This is a genomic window from Mycolicibacterium arcueilense (genome assembly GCF_058536225.1).
On sequence record NZ_JBZTYL010000007.1, the window covers coordinates 683,579 to 699,800 of the forward strand.

The 16,222-nt window shown below is 65.5% G+C and carries 28 protein-coding genes; 12 read left to right on the forward strand and 16 right to left on the reverse strand.

Annotation, left to right across the window (positions count from 1 at the left end; all coding sequences use genetic code 11):
- Window positions 1-51: 51 nt before the first annotated feature.
- A complete protein-coding gene (locus AC4LGL_RS07450) occupies window positions 52-729 on the forward strand; it encodes a HemK2/MTQ2 family protein methyltransferase (protein WP_491838157.1) in 678 nt (225 codons plus the stop codon).
- Window positions 726-941 carry a CDGSH iron-sulfur domain-containing protein gene (locus tag AC4LGL_RS07455; protein WP_491838158.1) on the forward strand — a complete coding sequence of 72 codons (216 nt, stop codon included), beginning with the start codon at window positions 726-728 and terminating at the stop codon, window positions 939-941. Before AC4LGL_RS07450 ends, AC4LGL_RS07455 begins: the two co-directional genes overlap by 4 nt.
- Here AC4LGL_RS07455 and AC4LGL_RS07460 read toward each other — a convergent pair.
- The 7 genes from AC4LGL_RS07460 to AC4LGL_RS07490 form a co-directional block, all read right to left on the reverse strand.
- Window positions 921-1,940, reverse strand: coding sequence for an iron-containing redox enzyme family protein (locus AC4LGL_RS07460; RefSeq protein WP_491839294.1), 1,020 nt, complete (start codon window positions 1,938-1,940; stop codon window positions 921-923). The genes AC4LGL_RS07455 and AC4LGL_RS07460 overlap by 21 nt on opposite strands.
- Window positions 1,941-2,166: 226 nt before the next feature.
- Complete coding sequence (locus tag AC4LGL_RS07465) at window positions 2,167-2,505, reverse strand: hypothetical protein (protein WP_491838159.1); 339 nt, start codon at window positions 2,503-2,505, stop codon at window positions 2,167-2,169.
- Window positions 2,492-2,857, reverse strand: a complete 366-nt coding sequence (locus tag AC4LGL_RS07470; protein WP_491838160.1) for a PRC-barrel domain-containing protein — start codon at window positions 2,855-2,857, stop codon at window positions 2,492-2,494. The genes AC4LGL_RS07465 and AC4LGL_RS07470 overlap by 14 nt, the downstream gene beginning before the upstream one ends.
- The gene (locus AC4LGL_RS07475; RefSeq protein WP_491838161.1) at window positions 2,854-4,083 is read right to left on the reverse strand and encodes an Nramp family divalent metal transporter; all 1,230 of its coding nucleotides are present in this window, start codon (window positions 4,081-4,083) and stop codon (window positions 2,854-2,856) included. The genes AC4LGL_RS07470 and AC4LGL_RS07475 overlap by 4 nt, the downstream gene beginning before the upstream one ends.
- On the reverse strand, window positions 4,083-4,556 hold the full coding sequence (locus tag AC4LGL_RS07480) for a hypothetical protein (RefSeq protein ID WP_491838162.1): 474 nt from the start codon (window positions 4,554-4,556) through the stop codon (window positions 4,083-4,085). Before AC4LGL_RS07480 ends, AC4LGL_RS07475 begins: the two co-directional genes overlap by 1 nt.
- A 12-nt stretch (window positions 4,557-4,568) precedes the next feature.
- Window positions 4,569-4,793, reverse strand: coding sequence for a hypothetical protein (locus tag AC4LGL_RS07485; RefSeq protein WP_491838163.1), 225 nt, complete (start codon window positions 4,791-4,793; stop codon window positions 4,569-4,571).
- 48 nt (window positions 4,794-4,841) lie between these two features.
- Window positions 4,842-5,861, reverse strand: a complete 1,020-nt coding sequence (locus tag AC4LGL_RS07490) for a DNA topoisomerase IB (protein WP_491838164.1) — start codon at window positions 5,859-5,861, stop codon at window positions 4,842-4,844.
- Window positions 5,862-6,021: 160 nt separating this feature from the next.
- Between AC4LGL_RS07490 and AC4LGL_RS07495 the strand changes: the two genes are divergently transcribed.
- Window positions 6,022-6,426 carry an anti-sigma factor gene (locus AC4LGL_RS07495; RefSeq protein ID WP_491838165.1) on the forward strand — a complete coding sequence of 135 codons (405 nt, stop codon included), beginning with the start codon at window positions 6,022-6,024 and terminating at the stop codon, window positions 6,424-6,426.
- Here the strand turns inward: AC4LGL_RS07495 and AC4LGL_RS07500 are convergent.
- Window positions 6,420-6,848 (reverse strand): STAS domain-containing protein, encoded by a 429-nt coding sequence (locus AC4LGL_RS07500; RefSeq protein ID WP_491838166.1) that lies wholly within the window; start codon window positions 6,846-6,848, stop codon window positions 6,420-6,422. The two genes, AC4LGL_RS07495 and AC4LGL_RS07500, sit on opposite strands and share 7 nt — an antisense overlap.
- 300 nt (window positions 6,849-7,148) lie before the next feature.
- Between AC4LGL_RS07500 and AC4LGL_RS07505 the strand changes: the two genes are divergently transcribed.
- Entirely contained in the window at window positions 7,149-7,649 is a 501-nt protein-coding gene (locus tag AC4LGL_RS07505; RefSeq protein WP_491839295.1) for a DUF1942 domain-containing protein, read from the forward strand.
- Window positions 7,650-7,661: 12 nt separating this feature from the next.
- Here the strand turns inward: AC4LGL_RS07505 and AC4LGL_RS07510 are convergent, their stop codons facing one another.
- From AC4LGL_RS07510 to AC4LGL_RS07520, 3 genes are read right to left on the reverse strand one after another with little or no spacing between them, the layout of a single operon-like run.
- Window positions 7,662-8,288, reverse strand: coding sequence for a maleylpyruvate isomerase family mycothiol-dependent enzyme (locus AC4LGL_RS07510; RefSeq protein WP_491838167.1), 627 nt, complete (start codon window positions 8,286-8,288; stop codon window positions 7,662-7,664).
- Window positions 8,285-8,773, reverse strand: a complete 489-nt coding sequence (locus AC4LGL_RS07515) for an SRPBCC family protein (protein ID WP_491838168.1) — start codon at window positions 8,771-8,773, stop codon at window positions 8,285-8,287. Before AC4LGL_RS07515 ends, AC4LGL_RS07510 begins: the two co-directional genes overlap by 4 nt.
- The gene (locus AC4LGL_RS07520; protein ID WP_491838169.1) at window positions 8,770-9,090 is read right to left on the reverse strand and encodes an ArsR/SmtB family transcription factor; all 321 of its coding nucleotides are present in this window, start codon (window positions 9,088-9,090) and stop codon (window positions 8,770-8,772) included. The genes AC4LGL_RS07515 and AC4LGL_RS07520 overlap by 4 nt, the downstream gene beginning before the upstream one ends.
- An 86-nt stretch (window positions 9,091-9,176) precedes the next feature.
- On the opposite strand from AC4LGL_RS07520, the gene AC4LGL_RS07525 reads away from it, so the two are divergent.
- The 4 genes from AC4LGL_RS07525 to usfY all read left to right on the forward strand — a co-directional run bounded on the left by AC4LGL_RS07525 (window position 9,177) and on the right by usfY (window position 10,358).
- A complete protein-coding gene (locus tag AC4LGL_RS07525) occupies window positions 9,177-9,410 on the forward strand; it encodes a hypothetical protein (RefSeq protein ID WP_064928857.1) in 234 nt (77 codons plus the stop codon).
- 7 nt (window positions 9,411-9,417) lie between these two features.
- On the forward strand, window positions 9,418-9,573 hold the full coding sequence (locus tag AC4LGL_RS07530) for a hypothetical protein (RefSeq protein ID WP_088304566.1): 156 nt from the start codon (window positions 9,418-9,420) through the stop codon (window positions 9,571-9,573).
- A gap of 17 nt (window positions 9,574-9,590) precedes the next feature.
- Entirely contained in the window at window positions 9,591-9,848 is a 258-nt protein-coding gene (locus AC4LGL_RS07535) for a DUF7218 family protein (RefSeq protein WP_491838170.1), read from the forward strand.
- A gap of 201 nt (window positions 9,849-10,049) precedes the next feature.
- On the forward strand, window positions 10,050-10,358 hold the full coding sequence (usfY, locus tag AC4LGL_RS07540) for a protein UsfY (RefSeq protein WP_055111866.1): 309 nt from the start codon (window positions 10,050-10,052) through the stop codon (window positions 10,356-10,358).
- Between the two features lie 62 nt (window positions 10,359-10,420).
- Here usfY and AC4LGL_RS07545 read toward each other — a convergent pair whose 3' ends face one another.
- Window positions 10,421-10,765, reverse strand: coding sequence for a hypothetical protein (locus AC4LGL_RS07545; protein ID WP_491838171.1), 345 nt, complete (start codon window positions 10,763-10,765; stop codon window positions 10,421-10,423).
- 50 nt (window positions 10,766-10,815) lie between these two features.
- Here AC4LGL_RS07545 and AC4LGL_RS07550 point away from each other — a divergent pair, with 50 nt between their 5' ends.
- Window positions 10,816-11,802, forward strand: a complete 987-nt coding sequence (locus AC4LGL_RS07550) for an LLM class F420-dependent oxidoreductase (RefSeq protein WP_491838172.1) — start codon at window positions 10,816-10,818, stop codon at window positions 11,800-11,802.
- On the opposite strand, the gene AC4LGL_RS07555 is transcribed toward AC4LGL_RS07550, so the two are convergent.
- Window positions 11,770-12,315, reverse strand: coding sequence for a DUF6328 family protein (locus AC4LGL_RS07555; protein ID WP_491838173.1), 546 nt, complete (start codon window positions 12,313-12,315; stop codon window positions 11,770-11,772). The genes AC4LGL_RS07550 and AC4LGL_RS07555 overlap by 33 nt on opposite strands.
- A gap of 216 nt (window positions 12,316-12,531) precedes the next feature.
- Between AC4LGL_RS07555 and AC4LGL_RS07560 the strand changes: the two genes are divergently transcribed.
- Together AC4LGL_RS07560 and AC4LGL_RS07565 are read left to right on the forward strand one after the other, a co-directional pair.
- Window positions 12,532-12,966: an ATP-binding protein gene (locus AC4LGL_RS07560; RefSeq protein WP_491838174.1), complete on the forward strand. Its 435-nt coding sequence runs from the start codon at window positions 12,532-12,534 to the stop codon at window positions 12,964-12,966.
- A gap of 26 nt (window positions 12,967-12,992) precedes the next feature.
- Window positions 12,993-13,715 (forward strand): RNA polymerase sigma factor SigF, encoded by a 723-nt coding sequence (locus AC4LGL_RS07565; protein ID WP_491839296.1) that lies wholly within the window; start codon window positions 12,993-12,995, stop codon window positions 13,713-13,715.
- On the opposite strand, the gene AC4LGL_RS07570 is transcribed toward AC4LGL_RS07565, so the two are convergent.
- Window positions 13,686-14,108, reverse strand: a complete 423-nt coding sequence (locus tag AC4LGL_RS07570; RefSeq protein ID WP_491838175.1) for an STAS domain-containing protein — start codon at window positions 14,106-14,108, stop codon at window positions 13,686-13,688. The genes AC4LGL_RS07565 and AC4LGL_RS07570 overlap by 30 nt on opposite strands.
- Window positions 14,109-14,304: 196 nt before the next feature.
- Between AC4LGL_RS07570 and AC4LGL_RS07575 the strand changes: the two genes are divergently transcribed.
- Complete coding sequence (locus tag AC4LGL_RS07575) at window positions 14,305-14,853, forward strand: nucleotidyltransferase family protein (RefSeq protein WP_491838176.1); 549 nt, start codon at window positions 14,305-14,307, stop codon at window positions 14,851-14,853.
- A 3-nt stretch (window positions 14,854-14,856) separates the two neighbouring features.
- Here AC4LGL_RS07575 and AC4LGL_RS07580 read toward each other — a convergent pair whose 3' ends face one another.
- On the reverse strand, window positions 14,857-15,843 hold the full coding sequence (locus AC4LGL_RS07580; protein WP_491838177.1) for a malate dehydrogenase: 987 nt from the start codon (window positions 15,841-15,843) through the stop codon (window positions 14,857-14,859).
- A complete protein-coding gene (locus tag AC4LGL_RS07585; RefSeq protein ID WP_409549560.1) occupies window positions 15,840-16,172 on the reverse strand; it encodes a hypothetical protein in 333 nt (110 codons plus the stop codon). The genes AC4LGL_RS07580 and AC4LGL_RS07585 overlap by 4 nt, the downstream gene beginning before the upstream one ends.
- Window positions 16,173-16,222: the final 50 nt, after the last annotated feature.

Here is a 16,222-nt window from a genome sequence, read left to right on the forward strand (position 1 = left end):
GCGTTCGCGACAAGCGAGTTTGCCTGGCGCCCGGATGGGTACCGAATAGGGGTGATTTCCGGAAGCATTGCCGTTGGCGCGGAGAACGTCTATTGCCCGCAGCAGGACTCATGGCTGCTCATCGATGCCCTCACGCGCAACGGTGTGGTGTCCGGCCGCCGGGTGGTGGACCTGTGCGCCGGGAGCGGAGTGGTTGCCATTGCCGCGGCCGAGCTGGGCGCCAGTGCGGTTACCGCGCTGGATATTTCGCCGAGCGCGGTGCGATGCACCCAGGCCAACGCATTGGCTGCACAGGTCGATGTCGACGCCAGGCTCGGTTCGTGGACTCAGGCGCTGGAACACGAACCGTTCGACATCGTCGTGTGCAACCCGCCCTACGTTCCGGTGGCACCGGAAACCTCTGCCGGAATGATGCTGTCGACCGGCCCGATGGCTTCCTGGAACGGCGGTCCGGACGGTCGGCTGATCCTCGACCCATTGTGCCGCTCGGCTGTCGAAATGCTGGCGGAAGGCGGATCTCTGTACCTCGTCCAATCCGAGTTCGCCGACGTCACGGAGTCGGTGAGGCTGTTGCGTGCGGGTGGGCTGGATGCGGACATCTATGTCACCCAACGAATTCCGTTCGGACCGGTGCTGCACTTACAAGCTCCGTGGCTTCGAGACACCGGGCGTCTGACCGATGACCGGACGGAAGAAGAACTGGTCGTCATCCGGGCGGACAAGCCATGACCGATCGCCGGGCAGTGCGAGTGGTCCAGGGGGGGCCGATCCTCGTCGAAGGGCCCGTCCGAATCGAGCTGCCCGACGGGAGCACCGTCGAATCCGATCGGTTCATGGTGGCCATCTGTACGTGTCGCCGGTCCAAGACCTATCCGTTGTGTGACACCAGCCACCGCAAGATCAAGCGGTCCTGCCCAAGCTCAGGAAAGCGGTCGGCATAGCGAACTACGTTCGGCCAGCCAGCTTTTCATCAGGTGATCGGCCAACCTGTCCTCCATGGCGGCGAACGCCCGCATCCCGAACACCACGTCGCGGTCGAGTTCGGGTTCGCGCCGCACGAGGTCGCCCACCACATCGTGGCGGACGACCTGCTCGTGTACCGCGTCGGCTTCGACATGCTCACGGTAGAACCGGACACACGCCTCGGGCGCCTCGAGCCGCTCCAGGGCGGCCACCAGGCGCTGCGACCCCGGTGAAGAGGTGATCTCGGTGGCCGCGAAGTGCCCGGTGGCGGCGCCACGTAGTCGTCGATGCAGGCCGAACATGGACATCAGATTGACCAACGCGAGGCTTTCGGCCGGTACCGCGTCGAGATAGCCGAGGTAGGCATCGTCCAGCTCGGCCTCTTTCAGGAGGTCGGCGAACAGGTTCTGGTGGATGCGGTCTGACGAGCCGGCGCCGTATTCGTCGTATTCGACGGCGACGAAGGCGGCCTTGGCCTGGCCGCTGAGGCGGGGGATCAGCCAGGCGTGCGGGTCACCCTCTTTGAGGTGGTACAGCGACCGGTGCACGAAGTACTCGCGCATCTGCTCCCACGTGCCCGCATCACGAAGGTGATACGACGGGCCGGTGCCGTCACGGGGCTCGACCGACAAGCGCGCCATCTCTCGCTCGGCAGAGTCCTCGAGGTCGATTCTGCCGACCTCGCGGCGGACCGCCGCGAGAAAGATCCGTTCGAACTGCGAGCGAAGGTGCAACAGGCCGGCGTTCCACTCCCAGTCCTGATCGACACCGGAGAATCCCCGGTAGTGCAGTTCGTAGCAGAGATAGAGCGACAGCTGCACATCCAGGCCGAGCGGATCGGAATCGCGCAGCGGAATCCAGACCGGTTCGAGGTGGTTGTGCGGTGCGCGATCGCCGAGCCTGTCGATCAGCGCGGCGGAGATGGGCCCCTTCGCAGGCGGAAGCCCCGGTTCCGGAGCGTTGAAGAGCGTCGTCATGGCGGTTGAGGTATGCCCGTCGACGGTCTCTGGTAAACCGGCCCGTCGGTTTGTTGGGGTACCGGGCGGGGTATACCGCAACTTGTTGGAGTCGAGGTGAGAAACATGGCCGGACCAGCACCGTCCGTTTTCGAGCGGATCGCCGATGTCATCGAGCGCGAGCAGCGGCAGGCTCTCAGTGAGTACGCCCTCACCGAATTGCTGTGGCACTGCCACGGTGACGGGGTCACTGAGTCGGCAGGGCCGGCGAACGTCGGCTGTAGCCGACACGCAGCGTGACGTGGTCGGACCCGATCCGGGCCACGTCTTCCCATGCCGCCAGAAAGGTGCCTCGATGGCGCCATGCGGCGATGGTTGCGATGAGGGCCGGGGCGTTGATGCCCGTACGTTCGTAACCCAGGTACGACGAGCGAGTACGGGGGCTCACGACCAGGCCGGCCAGTTCTGGGCGGCCTGGTCGCTCCCCGCTATGGTCTGCGATCTTGAGCCGGACATCGATGACGGTACCGACGGGGTGGTGGCCGGCATCCAGCACGCGGAGCCCCAGCAGGTTACTCAGCTGCATGACGCCCTCCCGGGATGCGGGCGACGATGTGATCGCGCAACCAGCGCTCTACCCAATCGGTGTCCGACGGCAGTTCGGAGTCCGTCAGTTGCACGGTCACGGCGACCGAAGCGACCTGCTGCCACGGAATTTCGTGCAGCATCGACCGCGGTGGCGCGCCGCCGAGGATCCGGGTCATCACCACCTGACCGGACAGGATCGCGCTGACGTATGGTGCCGGGCTGCCCGGTTCGATATCCACATCGGCCTCGATGCCGTCGAGTTCGAGGTCGTCGACGATGCCGACCGGGGCGCCGTCGTCGTCGAGTATCTGCCGGTCCAACAGGTGCAGGCGCGCGTCGACGATTCTCACTGGCCTGCCCCGGTCACGATCATCAGCGGAATGGCCGCCAGCGAGGCCGCCACGATTATCACCAGGTACACGGACCCGAACATGTTGAGCAACCTTCCATTGGTCTTGTCGCCCATGTATTCCGGATCGTTGGCCACGATCAGGATGGGCAGGTAGGTCAGGGGGAGTGCGATAGCCGAGAACACGACCGAGTACTCGGTGACCATGACCGGGTCGACGCCGGTGAACAGAACGGCGGCACCGACGACGATGCTCACGAACATCACCACGTGGAAGCGGGATGCCTCGGCCGGACGGCGGAACTTGCCCCACGGCCACCCCAAGAACTGCGCCAAGGTGTAGCCGCTGGACAGTGTGGTCTCAAGGGCCGCGCCGAATGTGGCCGCCACGATGCCGATGATCGCGAACGCCAGGGCCAGCTTGCCGCCGGCCTCGATAACCGGCATCACCACTTGAGACAGCGACGTCACCTCGATCTGATTCGGCAGGAGAACCAACGTCGCACAGGCGGCAATGGCGACCGACAGGATGCCGCCGAGCGGGAACCCGACCAGGACGTTGAGGCGTGAGACCCCGAGATCTTTTGTCTTCCAATGCTCTTCTACGGCACCGGAGGAGAAGAAGAACACCTCGTACGGCGTCATTGCCGCGCCGAACAGTGCGATCGCGTAGTACCAGTACGTCGCGGAGGACTCGGATTCCGGGATCACCGGTTGCGCGACCTGATGGGCGAGCTCGCCCCAATGCGGTTGCAGGGCAAAGACGGCGACGGCGAACACGATCAGGCACAGGCCCGCCAGACCGGCGGTGTTCTCCATGACCGAGAACTTGACCCGCCAGACCACCAGCCACACCGCCACGGCTGCCACCGGTATCCACAGCATCCGTCCGACGTCGGTGGCAAGTTGCAGGGCCAGTGCCACACCACCGATCTCGGCGGTCAGCGTCATCAGGTTGATCAGAAACGATGCGCTCAGGTTGGCCGCGGCGGTGCGCGGGCCCAGGCGTTCCCGGATGATCTCGAACGTGGCTCGCCCGCTGACCGCGGCGACCCGGCCCGCCATCTGGGCGAACAAGCAGATGCCGACCACGCCCACGAGCACAACCCAGACGAGTGCGAGACCGAACCGCGAACCGACCACGGCGTTGGTCACCAGGTCGCCGATGTCGAGGAACCCACCGATCGCGGTCAGGATCCCCAGCGCTACCGCGAAGAACTTCTTCATCAGCGGTAGCCGGCTTCCAGCGCGGCGGCCGATGTCAGGAGTTGGGTGCGCAGTACGGTCAAGTCGGGTTCGGTGGCGATCTCGCGGACCCGCGCGGATGCGGCATTGAGTTGACCGATCATGGTCGTCATGGCTTCGGTGAGCATTCTCTGGCGGTCGAGATCGACCGGATAACTGGCTTTGAGGTCGGCAATTCCCTTGTAGGCCTTGGCGATCTCGTCACGCGCATCGGAGATCTGAACGCTCACCAGTTGCGGTGTGGACCGGTCACGTGTCCGGAGGTCGAGCGCGTATGCCCCGCTGCGGGCGGCGGCCACCGACTCTTCCATCGCCTGGGCGAGCTGGCCCGACATGCCGTCGCGGTTGGCCGGGCAGCAGGTCAGCAACAGACCCAGGGAGACCACCAGCAGGGCGGCAAGTAGCGCCGCCCGTACTCGTCGCGGTTTGTCTTCGGGGTCACCTTCTCCGGCCATGACGCCCTACCCTCACCCGGGCAGCGTCTCGCCGTCTTCGCGGTCGAACTCGTCGCGACCCGCGTCGTCGGCGACCACCTCGCGTTGTTCCTGCCAGTCAGGTTCTGTCGCCTCCAGCGGTGGGCTGTCCACATCGGAGACCGGGGCTTCGGCGTCGGGCACCGAGTCGGTCTGCTCGCGTTGCTGCTCGAGTGCATCGGCAACGGGCACCTCGTCGGGCACGTCTTCGCGGGTCATGCGGCCCGAATACCCCGTGGCCGTTTGATCAAACGCTCCAGGGTTCGGTCATGCCCGTCGGGCCACCTTTCGGATCAACCGGGCTGTACTGCGATCCAGGATCTCCTGGCGTCTGTCGCTGTTCCGTGTGCGGGTAGCGCGGCGGAATCCGGCTGCGATCGTCAATCCGTCCCGATATGCGTCGACCACCCGCGGGTCGACGTAGGCGCTACGGGCCACCGCCGGGGTGTTGCCGAGAGCCTCGGAGACTTCGCGCATTACCGCGGATTCGACGCGTTTGATCACCTTGTCGTCGACCGGCGGATCCGCGTCGACGAACGCCTCGGCCGCCAGCACTGTGCCGTGCCACGTTCGCAGGTCCTTCACGGTGTACTCGTCACCGACCATCTCTTTGAACCGCACATTGAGGTCGTCGGCGTGGACCTCGGTCCATTCCGACGAGTTGCGGTATGCCAGTAGGCGATCGTCATTGCCACGAGCCCGCTGCAGCGACCGCACCGCCCGTACCACCGCTGGATCTTCCACCACCAGCGCGCGGCGCACGCCGCTCTTGGCCGGATAGTCGAATCCGACTGCATCCGGCCGCAGGGTGATGTGTTCACGCAGCAGCGTCGCGATGCCGAACGAATTATTCTCCTGGGCGTACTGATCGCCGCCGGCCCGGAAGTATCCGAGGTCCAACAAGCGAAGGCCAAGTGCCAGTACGCGATCGCGGGTCAGCCCGCGTCGACGCAGATCAGTTGCGATGTCGGTGCGCCAGTCAGTCAGCCCGGCCGACAACTCCAGCACCCGGTCGAATTTCTCCTCGCTGCGCTCCTGCTGCCATTGAGAGTGATAGAGGTACTGCCGCCGTCCCGCGACGTCGGTGCCGACGGCCTGGATGTGTCCGTTGGGGTAGGGACATATCCAGACTTTCTTCCAAGCCGGCGGAATGACCAGATCCTCGATGCGCTTCAGCGTCGCCGGATCAGTGACAGCAGCGCCCTCGTCGTCGCGGTAACCGAATCCACGGCCACGACGTACCCGGCGGAGCCCCGGATCGCCGATGACGCTTCGACGTAGCCTCATCGGGTCCGCCCCTTTGGTTTAGCGACTGGAACGCCGCGGGTACGCGACAGGTATGTCATCTGAGCGGGTACCGGGACCTCGGCTCACTGTGCTGCACGGTCGGCGGATACCCCACGGGGGATCTGGCCACACCAGCGGGCCGCGAGCCGTGGAACTCAGGGTGCCTGCCAGAGTCGAGGCGCTGGCCGTGGTGAGAGCGATGACGTGCTGTCTGGCCGACTATGAAGACCTCAGCAGCGATACAGCGGATGATCTGGCGCTGGCGGTTGATGAAGCGTGCACAGTGCTGATCGGCATCGCCTCGCCAGGGGCTTACCTGGTACTGGTGCAAGACCCCCGCCCCCACGAACTCAACGTCCGCGTGTCGACGGACTGTGCCCTTGCCGACAACGCCCCTGGCAGTGCCGTCTTGAGCGGCTTCAGCCGCCGGGTATTGGAAGCGCTCACCGATCGCGTGGACAGCTTTGTCGACGATGCCGATTTCGAGCGCACCGGCAGTCCCGAGCCGACGCTGGGCATCTCGCTGACCATCCGGCGGCAGGGGACCTCGGCGCGACGTCAGTGATGCACGTTCACCAATTGAAGCTGCCGTGGCTGATCGCGCAGCATCGACAGGGCGGCCGGAAGCTCGTTGGAGACCGGCAACGCGCAGGCGGGATCGCAGATCCCCAATACCCGGGAAACAGCGGTGCTGGGGATCAGGACCCAGTCGATGCCCTCGCAGGCGCACCGCACGTTGAGGGTGTGTAGGCAGGCGAAGCACCCTGCGCCGAAGAACTCGACTTCGCTCAGGTCCAGGACCAGCTGTCCGCGCGGCCTGCTGTTCCGGATTCCGCATTCGGTCAGCTCGGTGGCGTTGGACGCGTCCAACTCGCCTTGGACGCTGATTACTGACGTCGCCGGCCAGAGCCATTGCGCATAGAACTGCGCGCGGCTGTGGTCGGTGGAAGACGTTTTTGCCGGCTTCGCGGCGTTGATGGTGGACATCGTGACTCCCTCAGTAGCAATTACTGTGGTCACGTCACTGTTCAGGCTCTGTAGGCTCAAAACCCCTGGATACAGGGAGTATCACTACCCTGCACCCGATGACGATTCCGGGGCGGCTGTGAACTCAACCTGCATAGGACTCTACGCGCCCTCGTGGGCTCGAACAATCAATCTCGGTGCGTCATTCGTCACTCCCGTCGCGTCGACCACAGCAGTCACACACGGCAAGTTGTACTAATGTACGTAGTACATACGTAAGTTGCGGGTCGTGAGGAGTGTTCAGTGCGGGTGGTACGACGGATGGTGATCGCAGCGGTTGCGCTGTTCGGTCTGATGATGGCGGGTACCCCGCTCGCCGCGGCGGCCGGGAAGTGTCCGCACCAGTTGGGGTCGCATCAGCTGTTGGTGGACGCTGGTGGTGCGGTGGAAGCCGAGTGGGCGCTGACAGATCTTCGCCCGAGCACCGACCCGACCCCCGGGTATCCGTTGGCTGGAAAGCTCTGGGAGGCAACGGTGTCGGTCCGGGCGGTGACCGGCGCGGTGACGCCGGTGATCCCGAATTTCCATGCGATGGGATCGGGACACATGAGGTACCCGGTGTTATGGCAGTTGGCCAGTCCCGAGGGGATCTCCGCCGCGACGCTGGCCGAGGGGCAAACCACCACGGGCAAGGTGTATTTCGACGTCACGGGGCCGGATCCGGTAGCTGTGGTGTACACCAATGGTGGACCGAAGCCGGCGATGATGTGGTGTGACATGGCGGTCATGGATGACTGCCCATGCTGCAAGGCGCGGCGGTGAGCTGAGGGGCCGTCAGAGTCGGCTTAGCAGGGTTGCCACGCCGGGGCCCGTGAGTTCTTCGGCGGCTTGCCTGCGGCCGGTCATGGCCAGCAGCAGTGCCTCGCCGTGGCCGGTGACTTCTGGGCCGTCGCCGTGTACCCATTCGATGTCGTCGGCCCGCAACCGGAGTCCTCTGATCCGCCGGCCGGCTCCCAGTCGCGGGTTACCCGGCACCAAGGGCAGGATTCGTTGCAACCGCTGCGCGGGCACCACTCGGGGGCGGCCGAGTGCGCGGCGGATGTCCTGGTGATGGACGGTGCCGTCGACCAGGCCGATCATGCCGCCGAATCCGGCGGTCAGGCCATGCGGTCGCAGATGTCGGTAAAGAAACGCGAGCAGTTCGTCGGTGGACATCGCCGCGTACTCTGCGACACCGATCTCGTTGGCACGCACGATCCGTCCCTTTGCGAAGCGTTTGAGCAACCCTGCGATGTTCAGTTCGTCATAACTGATGACATGCGCGACAACGTCTTTCACGGTCCATCCGGCGCACAGTGACTCGGTCCCCCATTGTTCGGGAGTCAAGGTGGCCAGGAAGTCGGCGAGATCGGTTCGCTCGGCGCAGGCCAGGTCCATGAGCGACGGTTCGTCGGTGCTCATCGTGATGCCTCCTGTGTGACCACGTCGAGAAAGCGCCCCAGGTACAGCGGCCATCCGGCGTCGCCGCCGACCCCGCCGGCCACCGCCTGCCAGTCGTCGCCATGGCGCTCGAGATGTCGGTGTTCCAACTCGACCCGCGTGCGATCGTCGCCTTCGGCGATGAACCGGACTTCCACCTCGCTCGTCCGATCCAGGTCGGATTCGATGCGCCACGTCGGTCCGATGTCCCAGGAGAAGACGATGCGGGTGGGCGGTTCGTAGACCAGGACCCGCGCCCACTCACATCGGCTGCCGTCGGTCCCGACGTCGTAGATCCTGCCGCCGACGTAGGGTTCGAAGACGGTCTGCGCGATCGGAACCGAGAGCAGATTGTGTTCGCGGGGCTTGATCGCATCGAATCGATCGACGAACAGTGCGAACGCCCGTTCCACTGCTGCGCCGACGACGACACTCTTGCGGATGGGCTCGACCTTTGCGGGTGTCACTTCGACTCTCCCTCCTGCTCGACGATGTTCCGGTAGGCGTCCAGCGCCTGGCCCCAGAAGGCGTCCAACTCGGCACGCAGGGCCGCGACGCCCTCGGGATTGACGTGGTACAGACGCCGGGTTCCGACTGCCCGATCGGTCACCAGCCCAGCGCATTTCAGAACCTTCAGATGCTGTGAGACCGCCGGCCGGCTGATCGGGAGGTCGCGGGCCAACTCGCCCACTGCTATCGGCCCCGAAGCCAACCTCCTGACGATGGCTCGCCGTGTGCCGTCGGCCAGGGCGGCCCACGGATCTGCCAGTGGGTAAGTGGTCACGAACGGTAAGTCTATGCTTACCAATGCGCGTGATCGACCGGTTTGCCCAAGTTTGACCCGCGCGTCAGCGGGGTACTTCGCATGTCATGAGACTTGGTGGATTGTTTGGAACACTCGTGCTCATCTGGCTGATCATCGGCGTGGTGGCAGCCTGGCAGCGCGATTATTTCCATGGTGGATCAACGAACTGCGCGACTGCGGGCGCGATAGCGCTCACGGTCATCGCCGGTCCGCTCAACTACGCGGGCGTCAATCCGAAGGTGGACGAGTGCCGTTTGCCCCAACCCAGCGCGATGGCCTCCATCGCCGCCGTGAATTGAGGTCACCATGATTCTGCTCGGAGCGATTCTGCTCATCCTCGGTCTGATCTTCAACATCTACCTGCTCTGGGTGGTCGGCGTGATCCTGCTGGTCATCGGCGGCGTGTTCTGGCTGCTCGGGGCCATCGGACGGCCGGTTGCCGGGCGGCGAAGCTGGTACTGAGAAAAGGAAGGTGCACGATGCCGAATCCGTCGATCAAGGACGAGAAGCTCTACGAGGAGCTGCGAGACGAGGGCAACTCGAAGGAGAAGGCGGCGCGGATCTCGAACGCCGCTGCCGCCAAGGGGCGTTCGAGTGTCGGACGCGCCGGAGGCGAGTCCGGTTCCTATGACGACTGGACGGTCGATCATCTGCGACAGCGGGCCAAAGAGCTTGGTATCAAAGGGTATTCCGACAAGAACAAGCATCAGCTGATCGGGATGCTCCGCAATCACTGAGCTGGCTGACTGAGGAACGGCCCGGCCGACGGCGCAACCGTCGCGGCCGGGCCGTCTTCGCAGCTCAAGGCGTTCTCGGGCGGTAGGCGGGCCGGCGGGAGGCGATCATGCCGGTTTTGTCGCCAGAGACGCCTAGGAGATCTACCGTGGAAGGCAGCCCATGTACGGCAGGTGGGGCGAGAAATGGCGGAAGGAGCAGCCATGCATGGCCCAAAAGATCCAGTTGACCACGCCCGGACAACCCGGCCGCATGCCGGCGAGTCGATGAAGGACAACGTCATCATGCCCGCGCTGGTACTGATCCTCGTGGGGTTGGTCCTGTTTGTCGGCACCCTGGCGGCGTTCGCCACCGGCCATTCCGATGTCGGACTGATGGTGGGCACCTTGTCTGCCGCCGGGTTTGTCATCGGATCGATGTGGCTGGCGCTCGAGCACATGCGGGTGCGTCGCATCGAGGACCGCTGGTACACCGACCATCCCGGCGTGATGAGGCAGCGGCCCAGCAGCTGAGCCCTGTGACGACCGTCCCGGCCGCTGTGCGGCCGGGTCCCTGTCTTGCGATGCGCTATGGCTCAGAATGTGAGTGCCAGTACCGCGAAATCGATTGCCAAAAGTGCTAATCCGATGAGGGGGACCAGAACGCCGTACCGGAGCCGCGAGGTGAATATCGATATGGCGATCGTGACCACGGGCACCACCGGCGCGCCGTAGAACAGGATCCCGAACCAGAATTCGCCCGGGCCCTTGTTCGCGCACGCCTCGTTGGTGCAGCCGGCCATGCCCATCACCGCACCCATGCCGTACAGGAACACCGCGATGGCCGCCGGCACCGTCAACAGGGCCAGTACCCATGTCGTCGAGATCCGAAGTCGGCGATTGCCGGTGTCCTGTGTCTGCACAGTCTGTGATTCGGTCATGGGCTTCGCATACCCAGTTTCATGAACTTCTGCACGGGTATTCGTGCGGCATGGCCAGATTCGGATACACCTTGATGACCGAGCAGAGCGGCCCACGACAGCTGGTCGATTACGCGGTATCGGCAGAGCGGGCGGGCTTCGACTTCGAGGTGAGCAGTGACCACTACAGCCCGTGGCTGTCCAGTCAGGGCCACGCCCCGAATGCCTGGCCGGTGTTGGGCGCGGTGGCCCACGCGACGAATACCGTGCAGCTGTATTCGTATGTGACCTGTCCGACGATCAGATATCACCCGGCGATAGTCGCCCAGCAGGCAGCCACCGTGCAGATCCTGGCCGACGGCCGGTTCACCCTCGGTCTCGGCAGCGGGGAGAACCTCAACGAACACGTGGTGGGGAAGGGATGGCCCACCGTGGACCGTCGCCTCGACATGCTCGCCGAGGCGATCAAGCTGATTCGTGAACTCCTCGGCGGGGACCTGATCGATTTCCGGGGAGAGTTCTACGAGGTGGACTCCGCGCGGATCTGGGATGTGCCGGAAGTGCCGGTGACCATCGCCGTCTCGATGACGGGTGAGAAAGCACTCGAGAAGCTTGCCGTGGCCGCCGATCACCTGATCAACGTCGCACCCGACCGGGAGATCGTCGAAGGGTGGCAGGAGCGCCGTCAGGCCACCGGCGTACTGCCCGAGGGACGCGTGATCGGACAGGTACCGGTGTGCTGGGATCCTGACCGGGCCGCGGCGGTGGAGCGCGCCCATGACCAGTTCCGCTGGTTCGGCGGTGGCTGGGCGGTCAACGCCGACCTGCCGACTCCGGCGGGATTCGCGGCGGCAACCCGGTTCGTGCGTCCCGAGGACGTGGCCGGTGCCATCCCGTGCGGACCGGACCTGGACGCGATCGTCGCCGCCGTGGCCCCCTACCGCGACGCGGGGTTCACCGATATCGCCCTGGTCCAGATCGGTGATGAGGGACAGCAGCGCTTTCTCGACGAGGCGGCGCGGCCGCTATTGGCTGCGCTGCGCGCCGAACTCGACTGAGGGTCCGGCCGACATCGGATGACCCAGCCGCATCGCAAACGGCAGCAGCAGCCAGACTCCGACGAACGTCAGCAGGGCGACGACCCCGGCGATCACTCCGGCCTCGCGCCCGGCAACCGTGTCGAAGATCAACTCGGTCACCCCGGTCATCGCGAGCCCGAGCAACACCAGCCCGATGAATGCGCACCTGTGCGCGGCGGACACCAGCAGGTTCAACCGGTGCCTGCGGAACAGGATGCGATGCATCCCCACCGGGGCGACGAGCAGCGCGGTGGCGGCGGCCGAACATGCGACCGTCACGAGATAGACGACCCGCATGGGCTCGTCGAGCATCGGGAATCGTTCCTGGAACGGCAGAGTCAGCAGCAGGCCGGTGAGCAGCTGGACACCGGTCTGAACGACCCGCAGTTCCTGCAGCAGGCTGCTCCAGTTACGGTCAAGCCGTTCGGCTTCCGTTTCATGCCGGGCGGTCTGGTCCCAGCGCTGATCCAGCTCGGGACGGTCCGGATCCATACGTTCGATAATCCCACGTTTGTCAGAGGTTTCAGGTCGCGCCGCGATGGGCATCCCTGGCCGGAGGTTCCACGCGGGGCCGCGTGAGGGTGCAGGAAAGGAACAGCAGTGTCGAAGTCGAGACCGACATCGCGACGCGTTGTGGTCAGCAGAGCCGACTCGTGAGGGGCGGGTCCCCACCTGGGATACTGTCGATCCGAGATGTCGGGAGGTGAGATGGCCGACGAACAAGGCCAACCCAAGCCGCTGAACCGCGCGGAGCGGTCAGTGGAGATTCGGGTCGCTGCCAGGCTGGAGAACCTGGCTGTAGTACGTACGCTTATCGCTGCGGTAGCAGCATTCGAAGATCTTGATTTCGACGTCGTCGCTGACCTCCGGTTGGCCGTGGACGAGGCCTGCACGGCTTTGATCCGGGCCGCGTCGCCGGATTCGACGCTGCGACTGACCGTCGACCCCCAGGAAGAATCCGTCGTCATCACCGCCTCCACGACGAGCACGGAGCCTGCCGTCGTCGAGCCCGGCAGCTTCAGTTGGCACGTATTGAGCTCCCTGTCCGATGAGGTCACCACGTTCACCGACGGTGACGGCCCCGAGGCCGGGCAGGTACACGGCATCACCTTGACGACGAGGCGAGCGAGCCTGCTGCGGTGACGTCGGAATATGCGGATGTTCGCGACATGTTTCGCGAACTCAGCGGACTGTCCGAGGACTCGCCGGCCCGTGAACGTCAACGTGAGCGGATCGTCGCGCGGTGCCTGCCCCTCGCCGACCACATCGCGCGGCGATTCGACGGCCGCGGTGAACCGCGCGAGGACCTGGTCCAGGTGGCACGGGTCGGACTGGTGAACGCGGTGAACCGGTTCGACGTCGAGGCCGGGTCAGACTTCGTGTCATTTGCAGTGCCGACGATCATGGGGGAGGTCCGACGCCACTTCCGGGACAACAGCTGGTCGGTGAAGGTGCCACGGCGGCTCAAGGAACTGCACCTGCGGCTCGGCTCGGCGACTGCGGAGTTGTCCCAGCGGCTGGGCCGTGCGCCGACGGCCTCTGAGCTCGCCGCGGAACTCGACATGGACCGCGAAGAGGTGATCGAAGGCCTGGTGGCGGGCAGCTCGTACAACACCCTTTCGATCGACAGCGGTGGCGGTGGAGACGAGGATGCGCCCGCGATCGTGGACACGCTCGGCGACCTGGACGACGGCCTGGATCAAATCGACAATCGAGAGACGTTGCGGCCGTTGCTCGCTCAACTACCTGAGCGCGAACGGACGGTACTGCTGCTGCGCTTCTTCGAATCCATGACGCAGACGCAGATCGCCGAGCGGGTCGGTGTCTCGCAGATGCACGTGTCGAGGCTGCTGGCGAAATCGCTAGCGCGACTTCGTGACCAGTTGCAGTAGCGGGGTTTTGCCGTTCAACGTGGACAGGGCCGCGGCCACGCTGTAGCACGTGTGCCAGTCCGACTCGGGGTCGCAGATGCGGAGCAGTCGGTTTACCGCCTTGCTCGGCACCAGAACCCAGTCGATATCGCTGACAGAGCAGCGCGCTTCGATGGCCTTGAGGGCGGAAAGCCCTGCGGTGCCGAAGAACTCGACCTCTGTCAAGTCGACGGCCAGCCGCTCGGACTCGTCGGCGTGTCGCAATGCGTAGTCGGCGAACTCGTTTGCGTTGGTGGCATCGATCTCGCCGTGAGCGCTGATCACCGCCGTTGACGGCGGCAGTCGGCGGGTCGAAAACCCGGCCTGCGAATTGTCGGTCCGGTCGATCAGTGCGTTCGTCGAAAAGACGGTCATTCTTAGCTCCATCAGTCGTAATACGCGTATTCGTACTGTTGGTGCGGCGTCAATCGACAACAACGGGAGTTCCCGCGCGTATGCCGTTGACGCCCGCTGCGGCTGTGAACTCAACCTGCCTTGGACCCTACCGCGATCAAGGTCATCGGACAATTTGTCTGAGTGGATTCTTAGAGTTCAAGGTCAGACTGTTCGCATGCCGAACGCTGACGCAGCCGTTGCCGGGGTGGTGCTGGCCGCCGGCGCGGGCAGTCGCTTCGGAATGCCGAAAGTTCTTGCTGAAGAGGGTGTTTGGCTCCAGCATGCGGTGGCCGCACTCGCCGGCGGCGGGTGCGACGACGTGATCGTGGTACTGGGCGCCGCCGTGGTGGACGTGCCTGCGCCCGCCCGCGCCGTGGTGGCCGCACGCTGGGCCGACGGCATGAGCGCGTCGGTCCGCGAAGGGCTCGCCGCCGTGGGCGACGCGGAATGGGTCATCCTGCACACCGTGGACACGCCGGACGTGGCGGACGACGTCGTTGCGCGGGTCCTGGCTGCGGCGCGCGGCTCCGGTTCCGGCCTGGCCCGCGCCATCTACCAGGGCCGTCCCGGCCACCCCGTCGTCGTGGCTCGCAGGCACCTCTCTGAGCTCACGGGCACTCTGGACGGCGACCAGGGCGCCCGGGCATTTCTCGGCGGCCGCGACGACGTCGTCGCGGTCGAATGCGGTGACCTGACAACCGGTCTGGACATCGACGAACGCTGACCGCTACAGCAGACCCAGTCGCTCGACCGCGTGACGCTCGTCGAGCAGCTCGGCCACCGACGCGTCGATACGGGCCCGGGAGAAGTCGTTGATCTCCAGGCCCTCCACGATCTCCCATGCGCCGTCGACCGCACGCACCGGCAGCGAGGCGACCACGCCCTCAGGCACCCCGTAGACGCCGGGGGACGGCAGAGCCACCGAGGTCCAGTCGTCGGCATCGGTGCCGTCCACCCAATCCCGGACGTGGTCGATGGCGGCGTTGGCGGCCGACGCGGCCGAGGAGGTGCCACGAGCCTCGATGATCGCGGTACCGCGGGTGGCCACGGTCGGGATGAAGTCGTCGGTCAGCCAGGCGGTGTCAGCGGCGTACTCCGAACCCGGCCGCCCGGCGACCACCGCGTGGAAGATGTCGGGGTACATGCTCGGGGAATGGTTGCCCCACACGGTCACCCGGGACACGTCGGTGACGTGCACACCGGCGTGGGTGGCCAGAGCCGCGACAGCGCGGTTGTGGTCGAGGCGGGTCAGCGCGGTGAATCGCTCGGACGGAATGTCGGGGGCGTGGGCCGCGGCCACCAACGCGTTGGTGTTGGCCGGGTTGCCGACCACCACGACGCGCACGTCGGCGGCGGCACCGGAGTTCAGGGCCTTGCCCGACTCGGCGAAGATCGCGGCGTTGGCCGCCAACAGGTCGGCGCGTTCCATGCCTTTACTGCGGGGCCTGGCCCCGACCAGCAGCGCAACGTCGACCCCGTCGAATGCTCGCACCGGGTCGTCGTAGATCTCGACGTCGACCAGCCCGTCGAAGGCGCTGTCGACCAGCTCCATGACCACGCCCTCGGCCGCGCGGATCGCCGCGGGCAGTTCCAGCAGGCGTAGCTTCACCGGCACGTCGCGTCCCAGCAGGGCGCCGGCACCGATGCGGAACAGCGCGGCGTAGCCGATCTGGCCTGCCGCGCCGGTGACCGTGACGACTTTGGGGGCGGTCACGTGTGCACCTCCAGCCCGAGCACCTGCGTCGCGTAGCGCCGCACGGTGTCCTCCGAGATCGCGGCGGCGTCCTCGAATCCGGGCCGGCCTCGGCTGCTCAGGAATCCGGTGACGGGATCGAGGATGACCTCCGCGAGCAGTTCGCCGGTGGTCGGTTCACAGACGGCCCACGTGTACCGGGTGTCATCGGCCCAACCGTCCGTGGCGTCGTGCACGTAGTCCAGGTCGTCCTCGCCCAGGTCGGTGAGCGCCGGCCGGTCATCGACACGGTCGTCGGCGCGCAGCCCGCGCAGATACCACTGGCCGTTGTTGATCTCCACAGGTTCCACAAGACCTCCACCCTGCTGTCACACATGCCGGCACAAATGCCGAGTGGCCA

Excerpts from the sequence above, each read along its gene's own strand:
- AC4LGL_RS07475 (WP_491838161.1), bottom strand. The coding sequence starts at position 4,083 with ATGAAGAAGTTCTTCGCGGTAGCGCTGGGGATCCTGACCGCGATCGGT.
- AC4LGL_RS07555 (WP_491838173.1), bottom strand. The coding sequence starts at position 12,315 with ATGGATCCGGACCGTCCCGAGCTGGATCAGCGCTGGGACCAGACCGCC.
- AC4LGL_RS07485 (WP_491838163.1), bottom strand. The coding sequence starts at position 4,793 with ATGACCCGCGAAGACGTGCCCGACGAGGTGCCCGTTGCCGATGCACTC.
- AC4LGL_RS07455 (WP_491838158.1), top strand. The coding sequence starts at position 726 with ATGACCGATCGCCGGGCAGTGCGAGTGGTCCAGGGGGGGCCGATCCTC.
- usfY (WP_055111866.1), top strand. The coding sequence starts at position 10,050 with ATGCATGGCCCAAAAGATCCAGTTGACCACGCCCGGACAACCCGGCCG.
- AC4LGL_RS07480 (WP_491838162.1), bottom strand. The coding sequence starts at position 4,556 with ATGGCCGGAGAAGGTGACCCCGAAGACAAACCGCGACGAGTACGGGCG.
- AC4LGL_RS07460 (WP_491839294.1), bottom strand. The coding sequence starts at position 1,940 with ATGACGACGCTCTTCAACGCTCCGGAACCGGGGCTTCCGCCTGCGAAG.
- AC4LGL_RS07510 (WP_491838167.1), bottom strand. The coding sequence starts at position 8,288 with ATGAGCACCGACGAACCGTCGCTCATGGACCTGGCCTGCGCCGAGCGA.
- AC4LGL_RS07565 (WP_491839296.1), top strand. The coding sequence starts at position 12,993 with ATGTTTCGCGAACTCAGCGGACTGTCCGAGGACTCGCCGGCCCGTGAA.
- AC4LGL_RS07505 (WP_491839295.1), top strand. The coding sequence starts at position 7,149 with ATGGTGATCGCAGCGGTTGCGCTGTTCGGTCTGATGATGGCGGGTACC.
- AC4LGL_RS07525 (WP_064928857.1), top strand. The coding sequence starts at position 9,177 with ATGAGACTTGGTGGATTGTTTGGAACACTCGTGCTCATCTGGCTGATC.
- AC4LGL_RS07560 (WP_491838174.1), top strand. The coding sequence starts at position 12,532 with ATGGCCGACGAACAAGGCCAACCCAAGCCGCTGAACCGCGCGGAGCGG.
- AC4LGL_RS07465 (WP_491838159.1), bottom strand. The coding sequence starts at position 2,505 with ATGCAGCTGAGTAACCTGCTGGGGCTCCGCGTGCTGGATGCCGGCCAC.
- AC4LGL_RS07530 (WP_088304566.1), top strand. The coding sequence starts at position 9,418 with ATGATTCTGCTCGGAGCGATTCTGCTCATCCTCGGTCTGATCTTCAAC.
- AC4LGL_RS07545 (WP_491838171.1), bottom strand. The coding sequence starts at position 10,765 with ATGACCGAATCACAGACTGTGCAGACACAGGACACCGGCAATCGCCGA.
- AC4LGL_RS07535 (WP_491838170.1), top strand. The coding sequence starts at position 9,591 with ATGCCGAATCCGTCGATCAAGGACGAGAAGCTCTACGAGGAGCTGCGA.
- AC4LGL_RS07575 (WP_491838176.1), top strand. The coding sequence starts at position 14,305 with ATGCCGAACGCTGACGCAGCCGTTGCCGGGGTGGTGCTGGCCGCCGGC.
- AC4LGL_RS07490 (WP_491838164.1), bottom strand. The coding sequence starts at position 5,861 with ATGAGGCTACGTCGAAGCGTCATCGGCGATCCGGGGCTCCGCCGGGTA.
- AC4LGL_RS07500 (WP_491838166.1), bottom strand. The coding sequence starts at position 6,848 with ATGTCCACCATCAACGCCGCGAAGCCGGCAAAAACGTCTTCCACCGAC.
- AC4LGL_RS07570 (WP_491838175.1), bottom strand. The coding sequence starts at position 14,108 with ATGACCGTCTTTTCGACGAACGCACTGATCGACCGGACCGACAATTCG.
- AC4LGL_RS07550 (WP_491838172.1), top strand. The coding sequence starts at position 10,816 with ATGGCCAGATTCGGATACACCTTGATGACCGAGCAGAGCGGCCCACGA.